A 19,836-nucleotide genomic window follows, 5' to 3' on the forward strand; every position below is an offset into this window, starting at 1 on the left:
CAACTGAGCCTCTGCGCTAGAAGCGGGGCGCGCGGCGCTCCAAGAACGCGGCGAGGCCCTCGGGGACGTCAGGGGAGGTGCGGGAGGCGCGCTCCCACGCTGCCACCGCAGCCTGCGGGTCGCCGCCCGTGACGGTCGCGTCGACGACCGCCTTGACCGCGCCCTGCGTCTGCGCCGAGCGGCCGGCCAGCACGTGGGCGAAGGCCAGCGCCCGAGCGTCCAGCGCTGCCGCATCCTCCGCCACCTCGTCGACGAGGCCGAAGACCAGTGCCTGGTCCGCCGTCACCAGTTCGGCCGAATACAGCAGATACTTTGTACGAGCCGGTCCGAGCAAGCGTGCGAGCCGCGCGGTGGGTACCGCCGGATAAACGATGCCGAGACGCGCCGGGGTGATCCCGAAGCGCGCGCCGCGCGAGGCGAACCGAAGATCACAGGCCACCGCGAGCTGGCAGCCGCCGCCCACGCAGGGACCGTCGACGACCGCCAGGGTCGGGTGCGGGAAGTCCGCGAGCGCGGTCTCCGCCGCGACGTTGATCGCGTGGTACTCGTCCGCCGCCTCCGGGCTCGCGTAGACGCCGGCCAGCTCGCCGATGTCCGCCCCGGCGCTGAACGCCCCGCCCGAGCCGGTCAGCAGCAGCACTCGAACGCCGGGCTCCCGCGCCAGCCGGTCGAGCAGCTGCGGCAGCGCGGCCCACTGCGCCCGAGTGAGGGCGTTCCGCTTCTCCGGCCGGTCGAGGGTGAGCACGGCGATGCCGTCCTCGCCCAGGGCGAGGCGGAGTCCGGGGACGCCGTAGTCGAGCTCTTTACGGTCGCTTGTGAGCACCTGTTCTCCTCGATCGGTCGGCCTGCCGCACTCCGATCGTCCGTCAGGTACTCGGCGCGCGGATATGTGACGTTCTGCATATCGTCGGGACAGTGAGCCCCCTGGACCGACGAACCGTCCTGCGCAGCGCCACGCTCGGCGCCGCCGCCTCCCTGCTCGGCGCGTGCGCGAGCGCGAGCAGCACGAAGCAGGGTGCGACACGCGGCACCGATTCGCTGCCCAGCCACGCCGCCGTGCCCGGCACAATCGGCAGCCCGAGCGCGTCCGCAGGCCCCGCGCTTGCCCAGGGTCTCCCCTTCGAGATCCAGTCCGGGCCGACCACCACGCACCGGCTCGCGCTCACCTTCCACGGCCAGGGCGACCCCGCCATCGCCCGCAGCCTGCTCGCCGAGGCCGAGCGGGCGCACGCGCGGGTCACCGTGATGGCCGTCGGCAGCTGGCTCGACGCCTACCCCGAGCTGGCCAAGCGGATCCTGGACGGCGGCCACGAGCTCGGCAACCACACCCAGAACCACCGCGCCATCTCCGCGCTCCCCGCCGAGGAGGCGTACGCCGAGATCGCCCGCTGCGCGCAGCGCCTGCGTGAGCTGACCGGCAGCATCGGGACCTGGTTCCGTCCCTCGCAGGCGCAGGACTGCACCCCCGCCGTCGCCGCCCAGGCGCGCCGCGCCGGGTACGCGCACTGCCTTTCCTACGACGTCGACTCGCTCGACTACCAGGACCCCGGCGCCACCGCGGTCACCCGGACGGTGCTCGACCAGGCGCGGGCCGGGTCCGTGGTCTCTCTGCACTTCGGGCACAGCGGCACCGTGGCCGCCCTGCCCGGGATCCTTGACGGCCTGCACCAGCGCGGACTGAGCGCTGTCACGACCTCGGAGCTGCTGAGCTGATGCGCACTCACCACCTCGCCACCGCCGCCGCACTGAGCGCCGCCACGCTGCTGGTCACCACGGCCTGCTCCTCCGGCGGCAGCCCGACGCAGAACACCGTCCAGAAGCCCGCCGCGAAGCCGGCGGTCGACTCACCGACGGCGGGGACCGCCGAGCAGGCGAAGAGCGGCGACGCCTACCTGCCGGGAATGCCGCCGCCGCTCTCCCCCACCGACGTCTACGCCGCCGACCGGCCGAACGAACTCTCGCCGGTGGTGAAGAACTTCCCCTCCCGGGTCTACGTGCCGAACACGCTCACCAACACGGTCAGCGTCATCGACCCGGCGACCTACAAGGTGATCGACACGATCCCGGTCGGCGACCAACCGCAGCACGTCGTCCCCTCCTGGGACCTGAAGACCCTCTGGGTCAACAACGACCTCGGCAACACGCTCACCCCGATCGACCCGGCCACCGGCAAGGCGGGCCAGACGGTCGACGTGCACGACCCGTACAACCTCTACTTCACCCCGGACGGCAAGTACGCCGTGGTCATGGCCTCCGCCGACCACCAGCTGGTCTTCCGGGACGCGCACACGATGAAGACGGTCAAGGCGATCCCGTCCCAGTGCGCGGGCGTCAACCACGCCGACTTCTCTCCCGACGGCAAGTACTTCATCGTCTCCTGCGAGTTCTCCGGCGACCTGCTCAAGGTCGACACCGCGAAGATGGAGATCATCGCGAAGCAGAAGATCCCGATGAACGGCTCGATGCCTCAGGACGTCAAGATCTCGCCCGACGGCAAGGTCTGGTACGTCGCCGACATGATGGCCAACGGCGTCTGGGAGCTGAACGGCGACACCTTCTCCAAGCCGCAGCTGCTGCCGACCGGCGCGGGCGCGCACGGCCTGTACGTCAGCCGCGACTCGAAGAGCCTCTACATCTCCAACCGCGGCGAGGGGTCGGTCTCGGTGCTCGACTTCGCGACGGGCCAACTGGTCCACAAGTGGTGGATCCCCGGCGGCGGCAGCCCCGACATGGGCGGGGTCTCCGCCGACGGCAAGGTGCTCTGGCTCTCCGGCCGCTACAGCAGCGTCGTCTACGCGATGTCGACAGCGGACGGCAAGCTGCTGGCGAAGATCCCGGTCGGCGACGGCCCACACGGGCTCTGCGTCTACCCGCAGCCGGGCCGCTACTCGCTCGGCCACACGGGCATCTTCCGCTGAGAGCTGCCGGTGCTCAGCCGCTCTCTTCCATCTCCGCGCGGGCACGGGCGATCTCCTCGGCGGAGATCGTCAGGGTCTCGGCCGGGTCGGGCTTGGGTTCGAGCTCGGCGCGGCCGGACGCGTCGCTGAGCTTGATCAGCAGCGCGACCATCAGCCAGTTCGCGACGGTGGAGGAACCACCCTGCGCGAGGAACGGGAGCGCCTTGCCGGTCTGCGGGATCAGGCCGACGACACCGCCGGCGACGACGAAGACCTGCAGCACGAGCGCCGCCGCGAGGCCGGCCGCCAGCAGCTTGCCGAAGGGGTCGGTCAGCCGGACCGCGGTCCGCAGGCCGCGCTGGGCCATGACCGCATAGAGCACCAGGATGACCATGATCCCCGCCGTGCCGAGCTCCTCGCCGATGGTGGCCAGGATCCAGTCGCTGCGCCCGGCGAAGCCGATCAGCCAGGACTCGCCCCGGCCAAGGCCGGTCCCGAGCAGGCCGCCGTGGGCGAGGCTGAAGAGCGACTCGGCCAGCTGCGGGGAGGACCCCGTCGGAGAGGGGTTCCCGTAGTAGGCCATCGGGTCGAGCCAGTTGTTCACGCGGTAGGTGACGTGAGTGACCAGCGTTCCGGCCGCGACCGCGCCGCCGATCGCCATGACCGCACCGAGGGCGACCCACCCGGTCCGCTCCGTGGCGACGTACAGCATGATGATGAACGCGCCGAAGAAGATCAACGAGGTGCCGAGGTCGGACTCGAAGACGAGGACGACCAGGCTGACGGCCCAGACGACGAGGATCGGGCCCATGTTCCGGCCGCGCGGCAGGGCGACGCCCATGAACTTACGGCCGACCAGCGCGAGCGCGTCGCGGTTCGCCATCAGGTAGCTGGCGAAGAAGACGATGATCGCGAGCTTGGTGAACTCACCCGGCTGGAACGAGAGCGGGCCGAGCCGGATCCAGCGACGCGCACCGTAGACGTCCCCACCGAAGAACGCCGGCGCCACAAGAGCGATCAGCGAGCCCGCCATCAGCAGGTAGGTGTACCGGGACAGCTGCCGGTGGTGCTTGATCAGGATGACCAGCGCGGCGAAGATCACGACGGCTATGCCGGTCCACATCACCTGGTTCGGGGCCGCAGGAGTCGACCGGTACACCTTGGCGTAGGAGTCGTCGAGCCGGTGGATCACCACGAGACCCAGGCCGGTGAGCAGGACCGCGATCGGCAGGATCAGCGGGTCGGCGTAGGGCGCCCAGCGCCGGACGACCAGATGCGCGACCACCGCGATGGCCGAGAGGCCGAGCACCTGCATGAGGAAGCCACTGGGCAGCTTGCCGTTCAGGCCGAGTTCGGCGTTGATGTCCGCGAACACGCACACGACGATCGCGAACAGCAGCAGGAACAGCTCCAGGTTCCGCTTCCGCTTCGCCCCTGGTGCCACGTCCACGGCTGCACTCCGCGAGCCACGTGCGCCCATCTTCTGCACCCACCCATACTTCGCCGACGGTCTCGGAACCGTCGCATTCTCGCAGGTCTCCTGTCCCCAGTGGGAACGCGCCTTCGGACCCTCCGGTTCTGGCCGGGACAGCACTGTGACGCAGGCTACGCTCGGCCGGTAGCGCGTTGGGGAGGAGCAGGCATGATCCGCTGGGTGTACGCCTTCGTCGACCGACCACGGGACCGCTTCGAGCAGGCGGCGGAGTTCTGGACCGCGGTGACCGGGACGACGTTGAGCCCGCGACGCGGGGAGGACGACGAGTTCGCGACGCTGCTGCCGGGTGACGGCGCGGACGCCGCCGTGAAGCTGCAGGGCGAGGGTGGGTCCGGTGCGCACCTGGACTTCCACGTCGAGGACGTCCGGGGATGGATCGACCGGGCGGCGGGTCTGAACGCACGCCTGGTCGCGGACCACGGCGACTGGGCGGTGCTGTCTTCGCCGTCGGGTCAGCACTTCTGTGTGGGCGCCTGGGCGGGTGAGGCGGTGCGACCACCGGTGTTCGAGAACACCCGCCTCGATCAGGTCTCCATCGACATCGCGCCGGAGGCGTTCGAGACGGAGTCGGCGTTCTGGGGCGAGCTGACGGGCTGGCCGATCCTGACGGGATCGCGGCCGGAGTTCCGGGTGGCCAAGCCCCCGGCGGAACTGCCGGTCCGCATCCTCCTCCAGCGGCTGGACGAGCCGCGTGCGACGGGGGCCCGCCTGGACTTCGCCTGCGCGGATCGCTGGGCCGCACGGACCGCACACGAGAAGTTGGGCGCGAGCTTCGTTGCGGAGTACCCGCACTGGATCGTCATGCGAGACCCGGCAGCTGGGCTGTATTGCCTGACCGCCAGGGACCCGCACACAGGCACTTTGCGGTAGCTCGTCAGGGGCGCGGGGAACTGCGCGACAAGCCACCCTGCGTGGTGACCCGACGAACGAGCAGGGCCATCCGCACTGGGTGGTTGCTCGCGCGCGCAGTTGATCAAGCAGAGCCCCGCACCCCTGGCTGCTTACGCAGCCACCTGCTCAGGCTTGCTCAGAGAGACCGCCGGCTCCAGCGCCAGGTCCAGGACCTGGCGGACGTCGGAGACCGCGTGGACGGTGAGGCGGGAGAGGACCTCCGCAGGGACGTCGTCCAGGTCCGCCTCGTTGCGGGAGGGGATCAGCACCGTTGTGATGCCTGCCCGGTCCGCTGCCAGCAGCTTCTGCTTGACGCCGCCGATCGGCAGCACGCGGCCGGTCAGCGAGACCTCGCCCGTCATCGCGACATCCGGTCGCACCTTCCGGCCGGACAGCAGCGAGGCCAGGGCTGTCGTCATCGTCACACCCGCGCTCGGGCCGTCCTTCGGGACCGCGCCCGCAGGGACGTGGATGTGGACGCCGCGCTCACGCAGAGACGTGACCGGCAGCTCCAGCTCCGCGCCGTGCGACCGAAGGAAGCTGAGCGCGATCTGCGCCGACTCCTTCATGACCTCGCCCAACTGACCCGTCAGCTGCAGCCCGCTGCTGCCCGTCTCCGGGTCGTTCAGCGAGGCCTCGACGAACAGGACGTCGCCGCCCGCGCCCGTCACCGCAAGACCCGTCGCGACGCCCGGCACCGCCGTCCGCCGCTCTTCCGGCTCCTGCGCGTGCTCGGGGGTGAACCGCGGCCGGCCGATCAGGCCGCGCAGGTCGGACTCGCCGACGGTGCGCGGCAGCTCCGCGCCCTCCTCGCCGAGCTCCTGCTGGGCCGCGACCTTGCGCAGGATCCGCGCGACCGCGCGCTCCAGCGTGCGGACACCGGCCTCACGCGTGTACTCGGCGGCGAGCTTGCGCAGGGCCGACTCGTCCAGGACGACCTCGTCCGCGCCCAGACCGGCCCGCTCCAGCTGACGCGGGAGCAGGTGGTCACGGGCGATGACGACCTTCTCGTCCTCGGTGTAGCCGTCCAGGCGCACCAGCTCCATCCGGTCGAGCAGCGGCTCCGGGATGGCCTCCAGCACGTTGGCCGTCGCCAGGAAGACCACGTCGGAGAGGTCCAGCTCGACCTCCAGGTAGTGGTCCCTGAAGGTGTGGTTCTGCGCCGGGTCCAGGACCTCGAGCAGCGCCGCCGCCGGGTCGCCGCGGTAGTCCGAGCCGACCTTGTCGATCTCGTCCAGCAGCACGACCGGGTTCATCGAGCCGGCCTCCTTGATCGCCCGCACGATGCGGCCGGGAAGCGCGCCGACGTAGGTACGCCGGTGGCCACGGATCTCCGCCTCGTCACGGACGCCGCCGAGTGCGACCCGGACGAACTCGCGTCCCATCGCCCGTGCGACAGACTCGCCCAGCGACGTCTTGCCGACGCCGGGAGGACCGACCAGCGCCAGCACGGCACCGCCGCGACGGCCACCGACCAGCCCGAGCCCACGATCAGCCCGGCGCTTGCGCACAGCCAGGTACTCGACGATGCGCTCCTTGACGTCGTCCAGACCGAAGTGGTCCGCGTCCAGCACGGCCCGGGCGCCGGCGATGTCGTAGGCGTCCTCGGTCCGGGTGTTCCAGGGCAGCTCGAGGACGGTGTCCAGCCAGGTGCGGATCCAGCTTCCCTCGGGGGAGGCGTCGGAGGAGCGCTCCAGCTTGTCGACCTCCTTGAGGGCGGCTTCCTTGACCTTCTCGGGCAGGTCGGCGGCCTCGACGCGGACGCGGTAGTCCTCCTCCTCGGAATCCGGCTCGCCGTTGAGGTCGGCGAGCTCCTTCTTCACCGCGTCCAGCTGGCGGCGGAGCAGGAACTCCTTCTGCTGCTTCTCCATGCCCTCCTGGACGTCCTTGCGGATGGTCTCCTGGACCTCCGCCTCGGCCAGGTGGTTCTTGAGCAGCTCCAGCGAGACCTTCAGGCGGGCGATCGGGTCCAGCTCCTCCAGGACCTGGACCTTCTGGGCCACGGTCAGGAAGGGCGCGTAGCCGATGTTGTCGGCGAGCTCGGAGACGCCCTCGATCTGGGCGACCCGGTCGACGACCTGCCACGCGCCGCGCTTCTGCAGCCACGTGGTGGTCAGCGCCTTGTACTCGCGCACGATCTCGGCGATGGAGCCGGGCAGCGGCTCGGGCACGGCGGTCTCCTCGACCGCGACGGCCTCGACCCAGAGCGCGGCACCGGGCCCGGTCGTCCCCGCCCCGATCCGGACCCGGCGGACTCCGCGCACCAGCGCGGCGGGATCGCCGTCTGCCAGGCGGCCGACCTGCTCGATCGTCGCCACCGTGCCGATCGCGCCGTAGGCGCCGTCGATACGCGGGACGAGCAGGACGCGCGCCTTGCGGGCGTTCGCCACCGTCCTGATGCCGGGGGCGTGCGCCCCCGTCTCCCGGACCGCCGCCTGCGCGGCCTCCACTGCGGCACGGACGTCCGGGTCGGAAAGGTCGAGCGGAACGACCATGCCGGGGAGTACCGCGTCGTCGTCGAGCGGCAGCACCGGCAGGGTGAGCGTTGTGGAAGTCGAAGCCATGATCTCTCCCCGGTCATTCAAGTTGAGTTACCTGGACTAAAGGTTCATGACCCCACCATTGTTCCCCGGCCCTGTTCGCTCTCAGCGATCACCCTCAGGGGCGCGAGGAACTGCGCGACAAGCCACTCACCCAGGTAGAGCCCCGAACGCACAGAGCCATCCGCACGCCGGCGGTCAGTGCAAGTCAGGCACCATGAGCCCATGCACCTCGACGACGCCCCCGAACTGCTCGACCGTCGCGAAGGCCCCCACGGCGAAGTGGCCCTGCGCCGCCGAGGCCCGAACTTCGAGATCATCGCCAACGGGACCTTCCTCATGGACACCTCCGACGGCCGCTCCGAACGCATGCTCATCAGCGCCGCGCTCGACGCGCTTGATTCCCCGCGCGGAGCGCACCTGCTGATCGGCGGGCTCGGCGTCGGCTTCTCGCTCGCCGAGGCCGCGCAGGACCGGCGGCCCTCGCGGATCACCGTCGTCGAGCGGGAACAGGCGATCATCGAATGGCATACGCAGGGTGACGCCCCGTTGGCACCCTTCGCCGGAACCGGGCACGGGGATCCGCGGACCGAGATCGTCCACGCGGATCTGCTGGAACACCTGCGAACCACCGAGACCCGCTACGACGCACTCTGCCTCGATATCGACAACGGCCCCGACTGGACCGTCACCGAGTCCAACGACTCGCTCTACGGCGAGGCCGGCCTGGACCTGCTCGGCCGGACGCTCGCCGACGAGGGCGTTCTGGCCGTCTGGAGCGCCGCGCACTCGCGGGAGTTCGAGGCGCGGCTGCGCGCCCGCTTTGCCCGGATCGAGGTGATTGAGGTCCCGGTGCATGTGGAGCGTGGCGCTCCCGATGTCGTGTACCTGTCCTCGCGCGTATAGGTGACGCACGGTATGGTCTCTGCCCGTGCCACCCCCCGAAGGGTCGGTTTATCCCACGACGGCCTGCCACAGCGGGCATCCGGTCCGTACGCTGCGACTAGCAGTGACTGGGTGGGGGCACCGTACGAACCGTACGAACCGGAGGGTCCGATTCAGCTCGGGCCCGCGAACGCGAGGCCCTGGGGGCGGTGGCGTGACCGTGACGGATGTACAGCAGCAGACGAACAACGGGCTGGGCAACCAGCGCAGAGTGCTGGTCGTCGAGGACGAACCGACGATCGCGGAGTCGATCGCGGCCCGACTGGGCGCGGAGGGCTTCCGTGTCGCCGTCTCCCATGACGGCCCGACGGCGGTGGACTGCTTCCAGACCTGGCAGCCCGACCTGGTCGTGCTCGACGTGATGTTGCCCGGCTTCGACGGCCTGGAGGTCTGCCGTCGGATCCAGGCGCAGCGCCCGGTGCCGGTGCTGATGCTCACCGCGCGTGACGACGAGACGGACCTGCTGGTCGGGCTCGGCGTCGGCGCGGACGACTACATGACCAAACCCTTCTCGATGCGCGAGCTGGCCGCCAGGGTCAACGTGCTGCTGCGCCGGATCGAGCGCGCCCAGCTCGCCGCGCGCACCCCGATGGGCGGCACGCTGCGCCTGGGCGATCTGGAGATCGACCACATCCAGCGCCGCGTCCGGGTCTCCGGCGACGACGTCCACCTCACCCCGACCGAGTTCGACCTGCTGGCCTGCCTGGCCCAGCAGCCGCGCGCGGTGCTGACCCGTGAGCAGCTCCTCGCGGAGGTCTGGGACTGGACCGACGCCTCCGGCACCCGCACCGTCGACAGCCACGTGAAGGCGCTGCGCAGGAAGATCGGCGCGAACTGGATCCGCACCGTCCACGGCGTCGGCTACGCGCTGGAGTCCCCCAACCCGTGAGGCCCCCCAACCCTTGAGGACGTCGTGAGCAGGACGCGGACGCACACGCAGGCGCCGCCGCCGAGCCCCGGCCGGGCCGAGCGGTTCTGGGCCGGGCTGCGCCCGCTGGACCCGCTGCGCTCGGTCAAGGCCAGGCTCAACGTGCTGGTGCTGGCCTCGGTCTGCATCTCCACGTTGATGGTGGTCCTGGCGCTGAACTCCTCCACCCAGATCCGGGTGGTGATGGTCTTCTCGGTGATCGCCTCGCTGCTGATCACCCAGCTGCTGGCGCACGGCATGACCTCGGGGCTGCGCGAGATGACCGCCGCCGCGCGGGCCATGGCCGCCGGCGACTACACTCGCCGCGTGCACACTCGCTCGCTCGACGAGGTCGGCGAGCTGGCCGTCGCCTTCAACACCATGGCCGACGACCTCGCCGCCGCCGACCGGCAGCGGCGCGAGCTGATCGCCAACGTCTCGCACGAGCTACGCACCCCGATAGCCGCCCTGCGCGCCGTGCTGGAGAACGTGGTCGACGGCGTCGTGGAGCCGAAACCGGCCACGATGGCCGCCGCCCTGGAGCAGACCGAGCGGCTCGGCCGCCTGGTCGCCCACCTGCTGGACCTGTCCAAGCTGGCCGACGGCGTGGACGCGCTGGAACTGCGCGACTTCGAGGTCGAGCCGTTCCTCGCGGGCGTGCTGCGCGGGCTGACCGTGGACGGCTCGGTCTCCGGCGGCGCCAGCAAGCGCCGCACGGACGTCGCGCTGCGTCTGGACGTCTCCGCCGCGCTCACCGCCACCGCGGACGCGGAGCGGCTGCACCAGGTCGTCGCCAACCTGGTCGACAACGCCTGCCGGCACAGTCCGAAGGACGGCACGGTCACCGTGCGGGCCCGACGCGCCGAGGACGGCGGGCTGCTGGTGGACGTCGCCGACGAGGGGCCTGGCATCTCCCCCGCCGACCGGGCCCGGGTATTCGAACGCTTCGGGCGCGGCAGCGTGGCCACCGCCCAGGGACCCGGCTCCGACGGCGGCACCGGGCTCGGTCTCGCCATCGCCCGCTGGGCGGTCGAGCTGCACGACGGCACCATCGCGGTGGCCGACGCCCCTCAGGGCTGCCTGATCCGGGTCCAGCTGCCGGGACCGAGGCGGGCGCAGGCGATCCTGCCGCACGCACAGTCCTGAACCGGAAGAATGCCCGAATCGACCGCGCCCGGCCGCACGAACAGCCTCTCGTTATCCCCCATCACGTCCAAGATCTAACATTCTTTTTCGGCCATTGTTTGCGACCGGACTGTGATCTGGGCGACGCTTGCTCTGCGGGACCTGCGCGGACGTGCGGCGGAGGCGTAGCCTTACTACCCGCTGTCCACCATTCACACGGAAGCGGAAGAGGGCGGTTGCCGCCGTGTCGCCACAGTCCCCCCATAACTCGAACAGCTCACCTGCCACCACGGCCGAACCCGGCCCCGGGGCCGCCTTCGGCCCGAACGAGTGGCTCGTGGACGAGATCTACCAGCAGTACCTCCAGGACCCGAACTCGGTCGACCGGGCCTGGTGGGACTTCTTCGCTGACTACAAGCACGCCCAGAACACCCAGGGTGCCGAGAGTGCTCAGGGTGCTCAGACCGCGGGTGCCACCGCCGTCGTCGTGACCGAGGCGCCCCCGGCCCCGGCCGCTGCAGCGGTACCCGCACCGGCTCCCGTAGCCGCCGCTCCCGCTCCGTCCCCCGCAGCCGTTCCGGCTGCCGCAGCCGCGCCTCTCACTCAGAAGCCTGCTGCGCCTGTCGCGCCCACCCAGCGCGTTTCGGCCACTCCGGCCCAACCTGCCGACACCGTGAAGGACAGCACCAACGTGACCGCCCCCGCCGAGGCACCGTCAGGACCTGAGCTCGTCGCACTGAAGGGCCCCGCGGCCCGGATCGTGACGAACATGGACGCCTCGCTCACGATGCCCACCGCGACCAGCGTCCGCGCCATCCCGGCGAAGCTGCTGATCGACAACCGCATCGTCATCAACAACCACCTCAAGCGCGCCCGCGGCGGCAAGGTGTCCTTCACCCACATCATCGGCTACGCCATGGTCCAGGCGATCAAGGCGATGCCGGCGATGAACTACGGCTTCCAGGAGAAGGACGGCAAGCCCTTCCTGGTCAAGCCGGAGCACATCAACCTCGGCCTGGCGATCGACCTGACCAAGCCCAACGGCGACCGGCAGCTGGTCGTGGCCGCGATCAAGAACGCCGAGACGCTCGACTTCTTCGGCTTCTGGCAGGCCTACGAGGACATCGTCCGACGCGCCCGGCAGAACAAGCTGACCGTCGACGACTTCTCGGGCGTCACCTGCTCGCTGACCAACCCCGGCGGCATCGGCACCGTCCACTCCGTGCCGCGCCTGATGCCCGGACAGGGCACCATCCTCGGCGTCGGCTCGATGGAGTACCCGGCCGAGTTCCAGGGCTCCGCCGAGGAGAACCTGGCCCGGATGGGCGTCTCCAAGGTGATGACCCTGACGTCCACCTACGACCACCGGGTCATCCAGGGCGCGCAGTCCGGCGAGTTCCTGCGCACCATGCACCAGCTGCTGCTGGGGCAGGGCGAGTTCTACGACAAGATCTTCGAGTCGCTGCGCATCCCCTACGAGCCGGTCCGCTGGGCGACCGACGTGGCCCGCGGCCACGACAACGAGGTCAACAAGACCGCCCGCGTGATGGAGCTGATCCACTCCTTCCGCGTCCGCGGCCACCTGATGGCCGACACCGACCCGCTCGAGTACAAGCAGCGCAAGCACCCGGACCTCGACGTCCAGGCGCACGACCTCACGCTCTGGGACCTGGAGCGCGAGTTCGCGGTCGGCGGCTTCGCCGGCCACACGATGATGAAGCTGCGCGACATCCTCGGTGTGCTGCGCGACTCGTACTGCCGCACCGTCGGCATCGAGTACATGCACATCCAGGACCCGAAGCAGCGCCGCTGGATCCAGGCCCGCGTCGAGCGCGGCCACGACCGTCCGGAGCGCGAGGAGCAGCTGCGCATCCTGCGCCGCCTCAACGCGGCCGAGGCGTTCGAGACCTTCCTGCAGACCAAGTACGTCGGCCAGAAGCGCTTCTCGCTGGAGGGCGGCGAGTCCGTCATCCCGCTGCTGGACGCGGTACTGGACTCGGCGGCCGAGTCCCGCCTGGACGAGGCCGTCATGGGCATGGCCCACCGCGGCCGCCTCAACGTGCTGGCCAACATCGTCGGCAAGTCCTACGCGCAGATCTTCCGCGAGTTCGAGGGCAACCTCGACCCGAAGTCGATGCACGGCTCCGGCGACGTGAAGTACCACCTGGGCTCCCAGGGCACCTTCACCGGCCTGGACGGCGAGACGATCAAGGTCTCGCTCGCCGCCAACCCGTCCCACCTGGAGGCGGTCGACCCGATCGTCGAGGGCATCGCCCGCGCCAAGCAGGACATCCTGGACAAGGCCGGCGACTCCTTCGACGTGCTGCCGATCCAGATCCACGGCGACGCGGCCTTCGCGGGCCAGGGCGTGGTGGCCGAGACGCTGAACATGTCGCAGCTGCGCGGCTACCGCACCGGCGGCACCGTGCACGTCGTGATCAACAACCAGGTCGGCTTCACCGCCGCCCCGGCCGCCTCGCGGTCCTCGATGTACTGCACCGACGTGGCCCGCATGATCGAGGCGCCGATCTTCCACGTGAACGGCGACGACCCTGAGGCCGTGGTCCGCGTGGCGCGGCTGGCCTTCGAGTTCCGCCAGGCGTTCCACAAGGACGTGGTCATCGACCTCATCTGCTACCGCCGCCGCGGTCACAACGAGGCCGACAACCCGAGCTTCACCCAGCCGCTGATGTACGACCTGATCGACAAGAAGCGCTCGGTGCGCAAGCTCTACACCGAGGGTCTGATCGGTCGCGGCGACATCACCCTGGAGGAGGCCGAGCAGGCGCTCAAGGACTACCAGGACCAGCTGGAGAAGGTCTTCGCGGAGGTCCGCGAGGCCAACGTGACGCCGGTCCCGGCCGTGTCCGAGCGTCCGCAGGCGACCTTCCCGGTCGCGGTGCAGACGGGCATCTCCCAGGAGATGGTCAAGCGCATCGCCGAGTCCCAGGTCGCGCTGCCCGACTGGCTGACCGTCCACCCGCGTCTGCTGCCGCAGTTGCAGCGCCGCGCGGCGATGATCGAGGACGGCACCATCGACTGGGCCATGGGCGAGACGCTCGCCATCGGCTCGCTGCTGATGGAGGGCCACCCGGTCCGCCTGGCCGGCCAGGACAGCCGCCGCGGCACCTTCGGCCAGCGGCACGCCGTGCTGGTCGACAACAAGACCGGCGAGGACTACACCCCGCTGCTCTACCTGACCGAGGACCAGGCCCGCTACACCGTCTACGACTCGCTGCTCAGCGAGTACGCGGCGATGGGCTTCGAGTACGGCTACTCGCTGGCCCGTCCGGACGCGCTGGTGATGTGGGAGGCGCAGTTCGGCGACTTCGTCAACGGCGCCTCGACGGTGGTGGACGAGTTCATCACCTCCGCCGAGACCAAGTGGGGCCAGAACTCCGGCGTCACGCTGCTGCTCCCGCACGGCTACGAGGGCCAGGGCCCGGACCACTCGTCCGCGCGTCCCGAGCGCTTCCTGCAGATGTGCGCGGAGAACAACATGACGGTCGCGATGCCGACGCTGCCGTCGAACTACTTCCACCTGCTGCGCTGGCAGACCCACAACCCGCACCACAAGCCGCTGATCGTCTTCACCCCGAAGTCGATGCTGCGGAACAAGGCGGCGGCGTCGAAGGCGGATGAGTTCACCAGCGGTGGCTTCCGCCCGGTCATCGGCGACTCGACGGTCGACCCGGCGAACGTGCGCAAGGTCGTCATCACGGCCGGCAAGTTCTACTACGACCTGGAGGCGGCCCGCACGGAGCGCGGCATCACCGACACGGCGATCGTCCGCGTCGAGCGGCTGTACCCGCTGCCGGTGGCGGAGCTCCAGGAGGAGCTCAAGCGCTACAGCACCGACGTGCAGTACGTCTGGGCGCAGGAGGAGCCGTCGAACCAGGGCGCCTGGCCGTTCATCGCGCTCAACCTGGTGGACCACATCGACGTCGTGGTCGGCCCCTCCGCCAACCGCGGCCGTCTGCGCCGCGTCGCCCGTCAGGCCTCCTCCGCTCCGGCGGTCGGCTCGGCGAACCGGCACAAGCAGGAGCAGCAGGGACTGATCGACGAGGTCTTCTCGCTCTGACCCAGCTCTGACCCAGCGCTGTCGTAGTGTGAACCAGTAGTACCCCTGGGCCCGGTCTCGCGTTCGCTCGCGGGGCCGGGCCCTTCGCCTTCTCGCCTTCTCGTCTTCAACTGGGAGCTTGTGGATGTACTTCACCGACCGTGGCATCGAGGAGCTGCAGAACCGCCGAGGTGAGGAGGAGGTCGGCTTCGACTGGCTGGCCGACCGCCTGCAGGAGTTCGTCGACCTGAACCCGGAGTTCGAGGTGCCGATCGAGCGGCTGGCCACCTGGCTGGCCCGACTCGACGACGAGGACGAGGAGTAGCGCGGACGCGTAGTCCCGGAGATCGACGGGACCCTGACGCTTCCCTGAGAGCGACCCTGATTCTCGCGATATAGCTTGACTCTCCATGGGCGCGATATATCGTGAATACCAGAAGGCGCGCCGGAGGGCGGCGTGACCGTCGAGCATCGGGGAGTCCGGTATGTCCGAGAAGTGGACCGTCAGCGAGCCGCAGAAGATCACCTTCGGCGAGCCGGTGCACCGCGTGAAGGTGCGCACCATGGCGGGTGCGGTGAACGTCGTCGCCGGCGAGGGCCCGGCCCGGCTCGAGGTCTCGGAGGTCGACGGCCTGCCGCTCGAGGTCGCGCTGGTCGACGGCGAGCTGGAGATCAGCTACGAGGATCTGCACTGGAAGGATTTCCAGTGGAAGGCGCTCGGCCGCTGGATCGAGGGCCTGCGGCAGAAGCGCCGCGCGGTGGTCTCGCTGGTCGTCCCCGCCGAGGTCGACGTCGAGATCGGCTCGGCCTCCTCCGACGCGATCGTCTCCGGCATCGCCGGCCGGGTCCACGCCAACTCCGCCAGCGGCGGGCTGACGCTGGTTCGGGTCAGCGGCCAGGTGGATGCGAACACAGTTTCCGGTGCAGTCGAGGCCCACGAGACGTCCGGAGGGCTTAAGATCAACACTGTGTCCGGCGCGCTCACCGTCTTCGCCGGTACCAGCGGCGCGCTGAAGGCCAACTCCGTCAGCGGCGCGATGACGGTCGACCTCGACCGTCCGGCGGCCGCCGACGTGGAGCTCACCAATATCTCCGGCGAGGTGGCCGTACGCATCCCCGCTCCTGCGGATGCCCAGGTCCGGGCCGACACCACCAGCGGCTCCATCTCCTCCTCTTTCGACCAGCTGCAGGTCAGCGGCATGTGGGGAGCCAAGCGGATCACCGGCACGCTGGGCGCGGGCACCAGCCGTGTGAAGATCACCACGGTCTCCGGTTCCGTCGCCGTCCTGCGCCGTCCCGACGAGGACGACGCCCCCCAGGCGGACACTCCGCAGGACGCTACGCCGCTCGCGATCGACTTCCAGAAGGGGGCTGACGAGGCATGAGCCGTCCCGTATTCGCCCATGGCCGCCTCCGTCTCTACCTGCTCAAGCTGCTGGACGAGGCGCCGCGCCACGGCTACGAGGTCATACGTCTGCTGGAGGAGCGCTTCCACGGGCTCTACGCCCCCTCCGCCGGCACGGTCTACCCGCGGCTGGCCAAGCTGGAGCAGGAGGGCTTGGTCGAGCACTCGGTCGAGGGTGGCCGCAAGGTCTACCGGATCACCGAGGCCGGCCGCGCGGAACTGACCGCGCGCGGTGCTGAACTCACCGAGCTGGAGGCCGAGATCCACGACTCCGTCTCCCAGCTCGCCGACCAGATCCGCGAGGACGTCCGCGACTCCGCGCAGGTGCTGCGCGAGGAGATGCGGGCGGCGGCGAAGGAGACGCGCCGTCAGACCCGCTTCGGGGACGACGTCTGGCGCGCCGACCACGACTCCTGGCAGCGGGCCAAGGAGGAGTGGCGCGTCGCCAAGGAGCAGGCACGGGAGCAGGCCCGCGAGGCCAAGGAACAGGCCCGCTCCGCGAAGCAGGAGGCCCACGAGGCGCGGGAGCAGGCCCGCGCGGTCCGCGAGCAGGCGCGGCGCGAGGCGACGCGCATAGGCGAACAGATCCGTTCGCACATCAAGAGCGGCGACTGGCCGACGGGCCTCTCGGAGGGCCTCTCCGAACTGACCCGCACGCTGAGCGGCCTGGCCGACCCTTCGCGCTGGACGACTCCGGCGAGCGAGTCGCCCGTGGACTTCGAAAAGGCGGACGGCGCACCCGAGGATCTGCCGAGCTGGACGCGAGTGGACACCGAGGGCGAGCCGCTGCGCGAGCTGAGCGCGCTGCTTGACCGCTTCCGCGATGAGGTCCGCGACGGCGCTCGGGACTCGGGCGTGACGGCGGACAGCCTGCAGCGTGCGAGGGCAGTACTGGCTGACGCTGCCAAGCGCTTGCGCTGACCTAAGGGGCGCGAGGCTCTGCTCGATGAACTGCGTGCGCGAGCAACCACCCGATGCGGATGGCCCTGCTCGTTCAGCGACACACCACATCGGGTGGCTTGTCGCGCAGTTCCTCGCGCCCCTAGGCGGTGCAACTTACGGCTTCAGCACAATCTTGCCGAAGACGTCGCCCTTCTCCATGCGGGCGAAGCCCTCGCGGGCGTCGGCGAGGGGCAGCACGGAGTCGATGACGGGCCGGACGCCCGCCGTCTGGCACAAGGCCAGCAGGCCCGCGAGCTCTTCCTTCGTGCCCATGGTCGAGCCGACGACCCTGAGCTCCAGGAAGAAGATCCGGGTCAGCTCCGCCGCAGGCGGGTTCGGGCCGCTGGTCGCGCCGGAGATGACCAGGGTTCCGCCCGGCTTCAGGGACTTGATGGAGTGTGACCACGTCGCCGCGCCGACCGTCTCCATCACCGCGTCCACCCGGTCGGGGAGCCTCGCGCCACTGGGGAACCAGGCGTCAGCCCCCAGCGCCACCGCCCGCGCGCCCTTCGCCTCGTCGCGGGAGGTCGTCCAGACCCGCAGTCCGGCCGCCTTGCCGAGCACGATCAGGGCCGTGGCGACGCCGCCGCCCGCGCCCTGGACCAGGACGGTGTCGCCGGGCTTCACGCCGGCGTTGGTGAAGAGCATCCGATACGCCGTCAGCCACGCCGTCGGCAGGCACGCGGCCTCCTCGAAGGAGAGCTCGGCCGGCTTGGGCAGCAGGTTCCAGGTCGGCACGGCGACCTTCTCCGCGAAGCTGCCCTGGTACTGCTCCGTCAGGATCGACCGCGGTTCGCGCGGGCCGACGCCGTGGCCCGTCTGGCCGATGACGGAGTGGAGGACGACCTCGTTGCCGTCCTCGTCGACGCCTGCCGCGTCGCAGCCGAGGATCATCGGCAGCTTGTCGCCGGAGAGCCCGACACCGCGCAGCGACCACAGGTCGTGATGGTTGAGCGAGGCGGCCTTGACGGTGACGACACTCCAGCCGGGCCGGGCCTCGGGCTCCGGGCGCTCCCCGAGCTCGAGACCGCTCAGCGGGTCGTCCGGCGCGATACGTGCGGCATAGGCAGCGAACATGCCTCGACCCTAGGGCCGCGCCTGGCCGCCGCGGAACCGCGCCACGATGTGATCTACGGCTCCGCGGCAGGCACGGAAAGCCGGACTACGCGCGGGCGACACCCTCGGCGCGCGCCGCCTCGGCGACGGCCTTGGTGACCGCCGGGGCGACCCGCTCGTCGAACGGGCTCGGGATGACCTGCTCCGCGGAGAGGTCCTCGCCGACCAGCCCGGCGAGCGCGTCCGCCGCGGCGATCTTCATGCCCTCGGTGATGCGCGAGGCGCGCACCTGGAGCGCGCCGGCGAAGATGCCGGGGAACGCCAGCACGTTGTTGATCTGGTTCGGGTAGTCCGAACGACCCGTGGCCACGACCGCCGCGTACTTGTGCGCGATGTCGGGGTGGACCTCCGGGGTGGGGTTGGCCATGGCGAAGATCAGGCAGTCCTTGGCCATCGCGGCCACCGCCTCCTCCGGCACGGTGCCGCCGGAGACGCCGATGAAGACGTCCGCGCCGGCCAGCACGTCCGCGAGCGAGCCGGTCAGACCGCCGCGGTTGGTGAGCTCGGCGATCTCGCGCTTCACGTCGGTCAGGTCGGTGCGGCCGACGTGGACGACGCCCTTGCGGTCACAGAGCGAGACGTCGCCGATGCCCGCGCCGACCAGGATCTTGGCGATCGCGATGCCGGCCGCGCCCGCGCCGGAGATGACGGCGCGCAGATCGGCCAGGGTGCGGCCGGTCAGCTTGGCGGCGTTCCGCAGCGCCGCGAGCGTGACGACGGCGGTGCCGTGCTGGTCGTCGTGGAAGATCGGGATGTCGAGGGCCTCCTGGAGGCGACGCTCGATCTCGAAGCAGCGCGGCGCCGAGATGTCCTCGAGGTTCACTCCACCGAAGGACGGCGCCAGCCGCACGACGGTCTCGACGATCTCGTCCACGTCCTTGGTGGCCAGCGCGATCGGCACCGCGTCGACGCCGCCGAACTGCTTGAAGAGGATCGCCTTGCCCTCCATCACGGGCAGGGACGCCTCCGGGCCGATGTCCCCGAGCCCGAGCACGGCGGTGCCGTCGGTGACGACGGCGACCACGTTGGACTTCCACGTGTAGTCGTTGACGAGCTCCGGATGCTCGGCGATGGCCGTGCAGACTCGCGCGACACCGGGGGTGTAGGCAAGGGAAAGGTCGTCCGCGTCACGGACCGGGACCGTCGCGTGGATCTCCATCTTGCCGCCGCGGTGGAGAGCGAAAGCGGGGTCGATCGGCTCCTGGTCGTCCAGGGGACGGGGGCTGATGATCTCGGCTGCCACGAGGACCTCTTCGTCGTCGTTCATTGAGGGTGGGTTGAGCTGGTTGATGCGTCCGGTTCGATGCCGATCTCGACACTAGTCGGGACATTGCCGCCGCAGCTTCGTGCTTTCGTCCCCCAGGGTCGGGCTTTCGACCCTGCCGTGTCGTGAGATCCGCCCGCACAGACGGGGACACGAACACACAAAAGTGGACGAACGGTACAAACGCCTGACGGCGAGAGGCCGGACGTACGGACGGTGCCTCGGATCCGGAGCGCTGTCGTGGCTTCC

General features: G+C 70.3%; 15 protein-coding genes. 10 read left to right on the forward strand and 5 right to left on the reverse strand.

Annotated elements, in window-relative coordinates; genetic code table 11:
- Positions 1 to 16: 16 nt before the first annotated feature.
- Positions 17 to 766, reverse strand: coding sequence for an enoyl-CoA hydratase/isomerase family protein (locus tag ABIA32_RS10045; RefSeq protein WP_370093803.1), 750 nt, complete (start codon positions 764 to 766; stop codon positions 17 to 19).
- Positions 767 to 915: 149 nt separating this feature from the next.
- On the opposite strand from ABIA32_RS10045, the gene ABIA32_RS10050 reads away from it, so the two are divergent.
- Both ABIA32_RS10050 and ABIA32_RS10055 read left to right on the forward strand, forming a co-directional pair.
- Positions 916 to 1,713 (forward strand): polysaccharide deacetylase family protein, encoded by a 798-nt coding sequence (locus ABIA32_RS10050; RefSeq protein ID WP_370093647.1) that lies wholly within the window; start codon positions 916 to 918, stop codon positions 1,711 to 1,713.
- The gene (locus ABIA32_RS10055) at positions 1,713 to 2,918 is read left to right on the forward strand and encodes a hypothetical protein (protein ID WP_370093648.1); all 1,206 of its coding nucleotides are present in this window, start codon (positions 1,713 to 1,715) and stop codon (positions 2,916 to 2,918) included. Before ABIA32_RS10050 ends, ABIA32_RS10055 begins: the two co-directional genes overlap by 1 nt.
- A gap of 13 nt (positions 2,919 to 2,931) precedes the next feature.
- Here the strand turns inward: ABIA32_RS10055 and ABIA32_RS10060 are convergent, their stop codons facing one another.
- Positions 2,932 to 4,347, reverse strand: coding sequence for an FtsW/RodA/SpoVE family cell cycle protein (locus ABIA32_RS10060; protein ID WP_370093649.1), 1,416 nt, complete (start codon positions 4,345 to 4,347; stop codon positions 2,932 to 2,934).
- 192 nt (positions 4,348 to 4,539) lie between these two features.
- On the opposite strand from ABIA32_RS10060, the gene ABIA32_RS10065 reads away from it, so the two are divergent.
- Complete coding sequence (locus ABIA32_RS10065) at positions 4,540 to 5,262, forward strand: VOC family protein (RefSeq protein WP_370093650.1); 723 nt, start codon at positions 4,540 to 4,542, stop codon at positions 5,260 to 5,262.
- Between the two features lie 131 nt (positions 5,263 to 5,393).
- On the opposite strand, the gene lon is transcribed toward ABIA32_RS10065, so the two are convergent.
- A complete protein-coding gene (lon, locus tag ABIA32_RS10070) occupies positions 5,394 to 7,847 on the reverse strand; it encodes an endopeptidase La (RefSeq protein WP_370093651.1) in 2,454 nt (817 codons plus the stop codon).
- Positions 7,848 to 8,048: 201 nt separating this feature from the next.
- Between lon and ABIA32_RS10075 the strand changes: the two genes are divergently transcribed.
- The 7 genes from ABIA32_RS10075 to ABIA32_RS10105 all read left to right on the forward strand — a co-directional run bounded on the left by ABIA32_RS10075 (position 8,049) and on the right by ABIA32_RS10105 (position 17,186).
- Positions 8,049 to 8,729: a spermidine synthase gene (locus tag ABIA32_RS10075; RefSeq protein ID WP_370093652.1), complete on the forward strand. Its 681-nt coding sequence runs from the start codon at positions 8,049 to 8,051 to the stop codon at positions 8,727 to 8,729.
- 199 nt (positions 8,730 to 8,928) lie between these two features.
- Positions 8,929 to 9,657: a response regulator transcription factor gene (locus tag ABIA32_RS10080; RefSeq protein ID WP_051945796.1), complete on the forward strand. Its 729-nt coding sequence runs from the start codon at positions 8,929 to 8,931 to the stop codon at positions 9,655 to 9,657.
- A gap of 24 nt (positions 9,658 to 9,681) precedes the next feature.
- Positions 9,682 to 10,821 (forward strand): ATP-binding protein, encoded by a 1,140-nt coding sequence (locus ABIA32_RS10085; RefSeq protein ID WP_370093653.1) that lies wholly within the window; start codon positions 9,682 to 9,684, stop codon positions 10,819 to 10,821.
- 223 nt (positions 10,822 to 11,044) lie between these two features.
- On the forward strand, positions 11,045 to 14,881 hold the full coding sequence (locus ABIA32_RS10090) for a multifunctional oxoglutarate decarboxylase/oxoglutarate dehydrogenase thiamine pyrophosphate-binding subunit/dihydrolipoyllysine-residue succinyltransferase subunit (protein WP_370093654.1): 3,837 nt from the start codon (positions 11,045 to 11,047) through the stop codon (positions 14,879 to 14,881).
- A gap of 124 nt (positions 14,882 to 15,005) precedes the next feature.
- On the forward strand, positions 15,006 to 15,185 hold the full coding sequence (locus ABIA32_RS10095; protein WP_370093655.1) for a DUF6104 family protein: 180 nt from the start codon (positions 15,006 to 15,008) through the stop codon (positions 15,183 to 15,185).
- A gap of 160 nt (positions 15,186 to 15,345) precedes the next feature.
- The gene (locus ABIA32_RS10100) at positions 15,346 to 16,245 is read left to right on the forward strand and encodes a DUF4097 domain-containing protein (RefSeq protein ID WP_370093656.1); all 900 of its coding nucleotides are present in this window, start codon (positions 15,346 to 15,348) and stop codon (positions 16,243 to 16,245) included.
- Positions 16,242 to 17,186, forward strand: a complete 945-nt coding sequence (locus ABIA32_RS10105; RefSeq protein WP_370093657.1) for a helix-turn-helix transcriptional regulator — start codon at positions 16,242 to 16,244, stop codon at positions 17,184 to 17,186. Before ABIA32_RS10100 ends, ABIA32_RS10105 begins: the two co-directional genes overlap by 4 nt.
- A 135-nt stretch (positions 17,187 to 17,321) precedes the next feature.
- On the opposite strand, the gene ABIA32_RS10110 is transcribed toward ABIA32_RS10105, so the two are convergent.
- Together ABIA32_RS10110 and ABIA32_RS10115 are read right to left on the reverse strand one after the other, a co-directional pair.
- A complete protein-coding gene (locus ABIA32_RS10110; protein WP_370093658.1) occupies positions 17,322 to 18,284 on the reverse strand; it encodes a zinc-binding dehydrogenase in 963 nt (320 codons plus the stop codon).
- Between the two features lie 85 nt (positions 18,285 to 18,369).
- Positions 18,370 to 19,566: an NADP-dependent malic enzyme gene (locus ABIA32_RS10115; protein ID WP_370093804.1), complete on the reverse strand. Its 1,197-nt coding sequence runs from the start codon at positions 19,564 to 19,566 to the stop codon at positions 18,370 to 18,372.
- Positions 19,567 to 19,836: the final 270 nt, after the last annotated feature.

The sequence above is a fragment of the Streptacidiphilus sp. MAP12-20 genome, assembly GCF_041262525.1.
In the GTDB taxonomy this organism is placed as follows: domain Bacteria; phylum Actinomycetota; class Actinomycetes; order Streptomycetales; family Streptomycetaceae; genus Streptacidiphilus.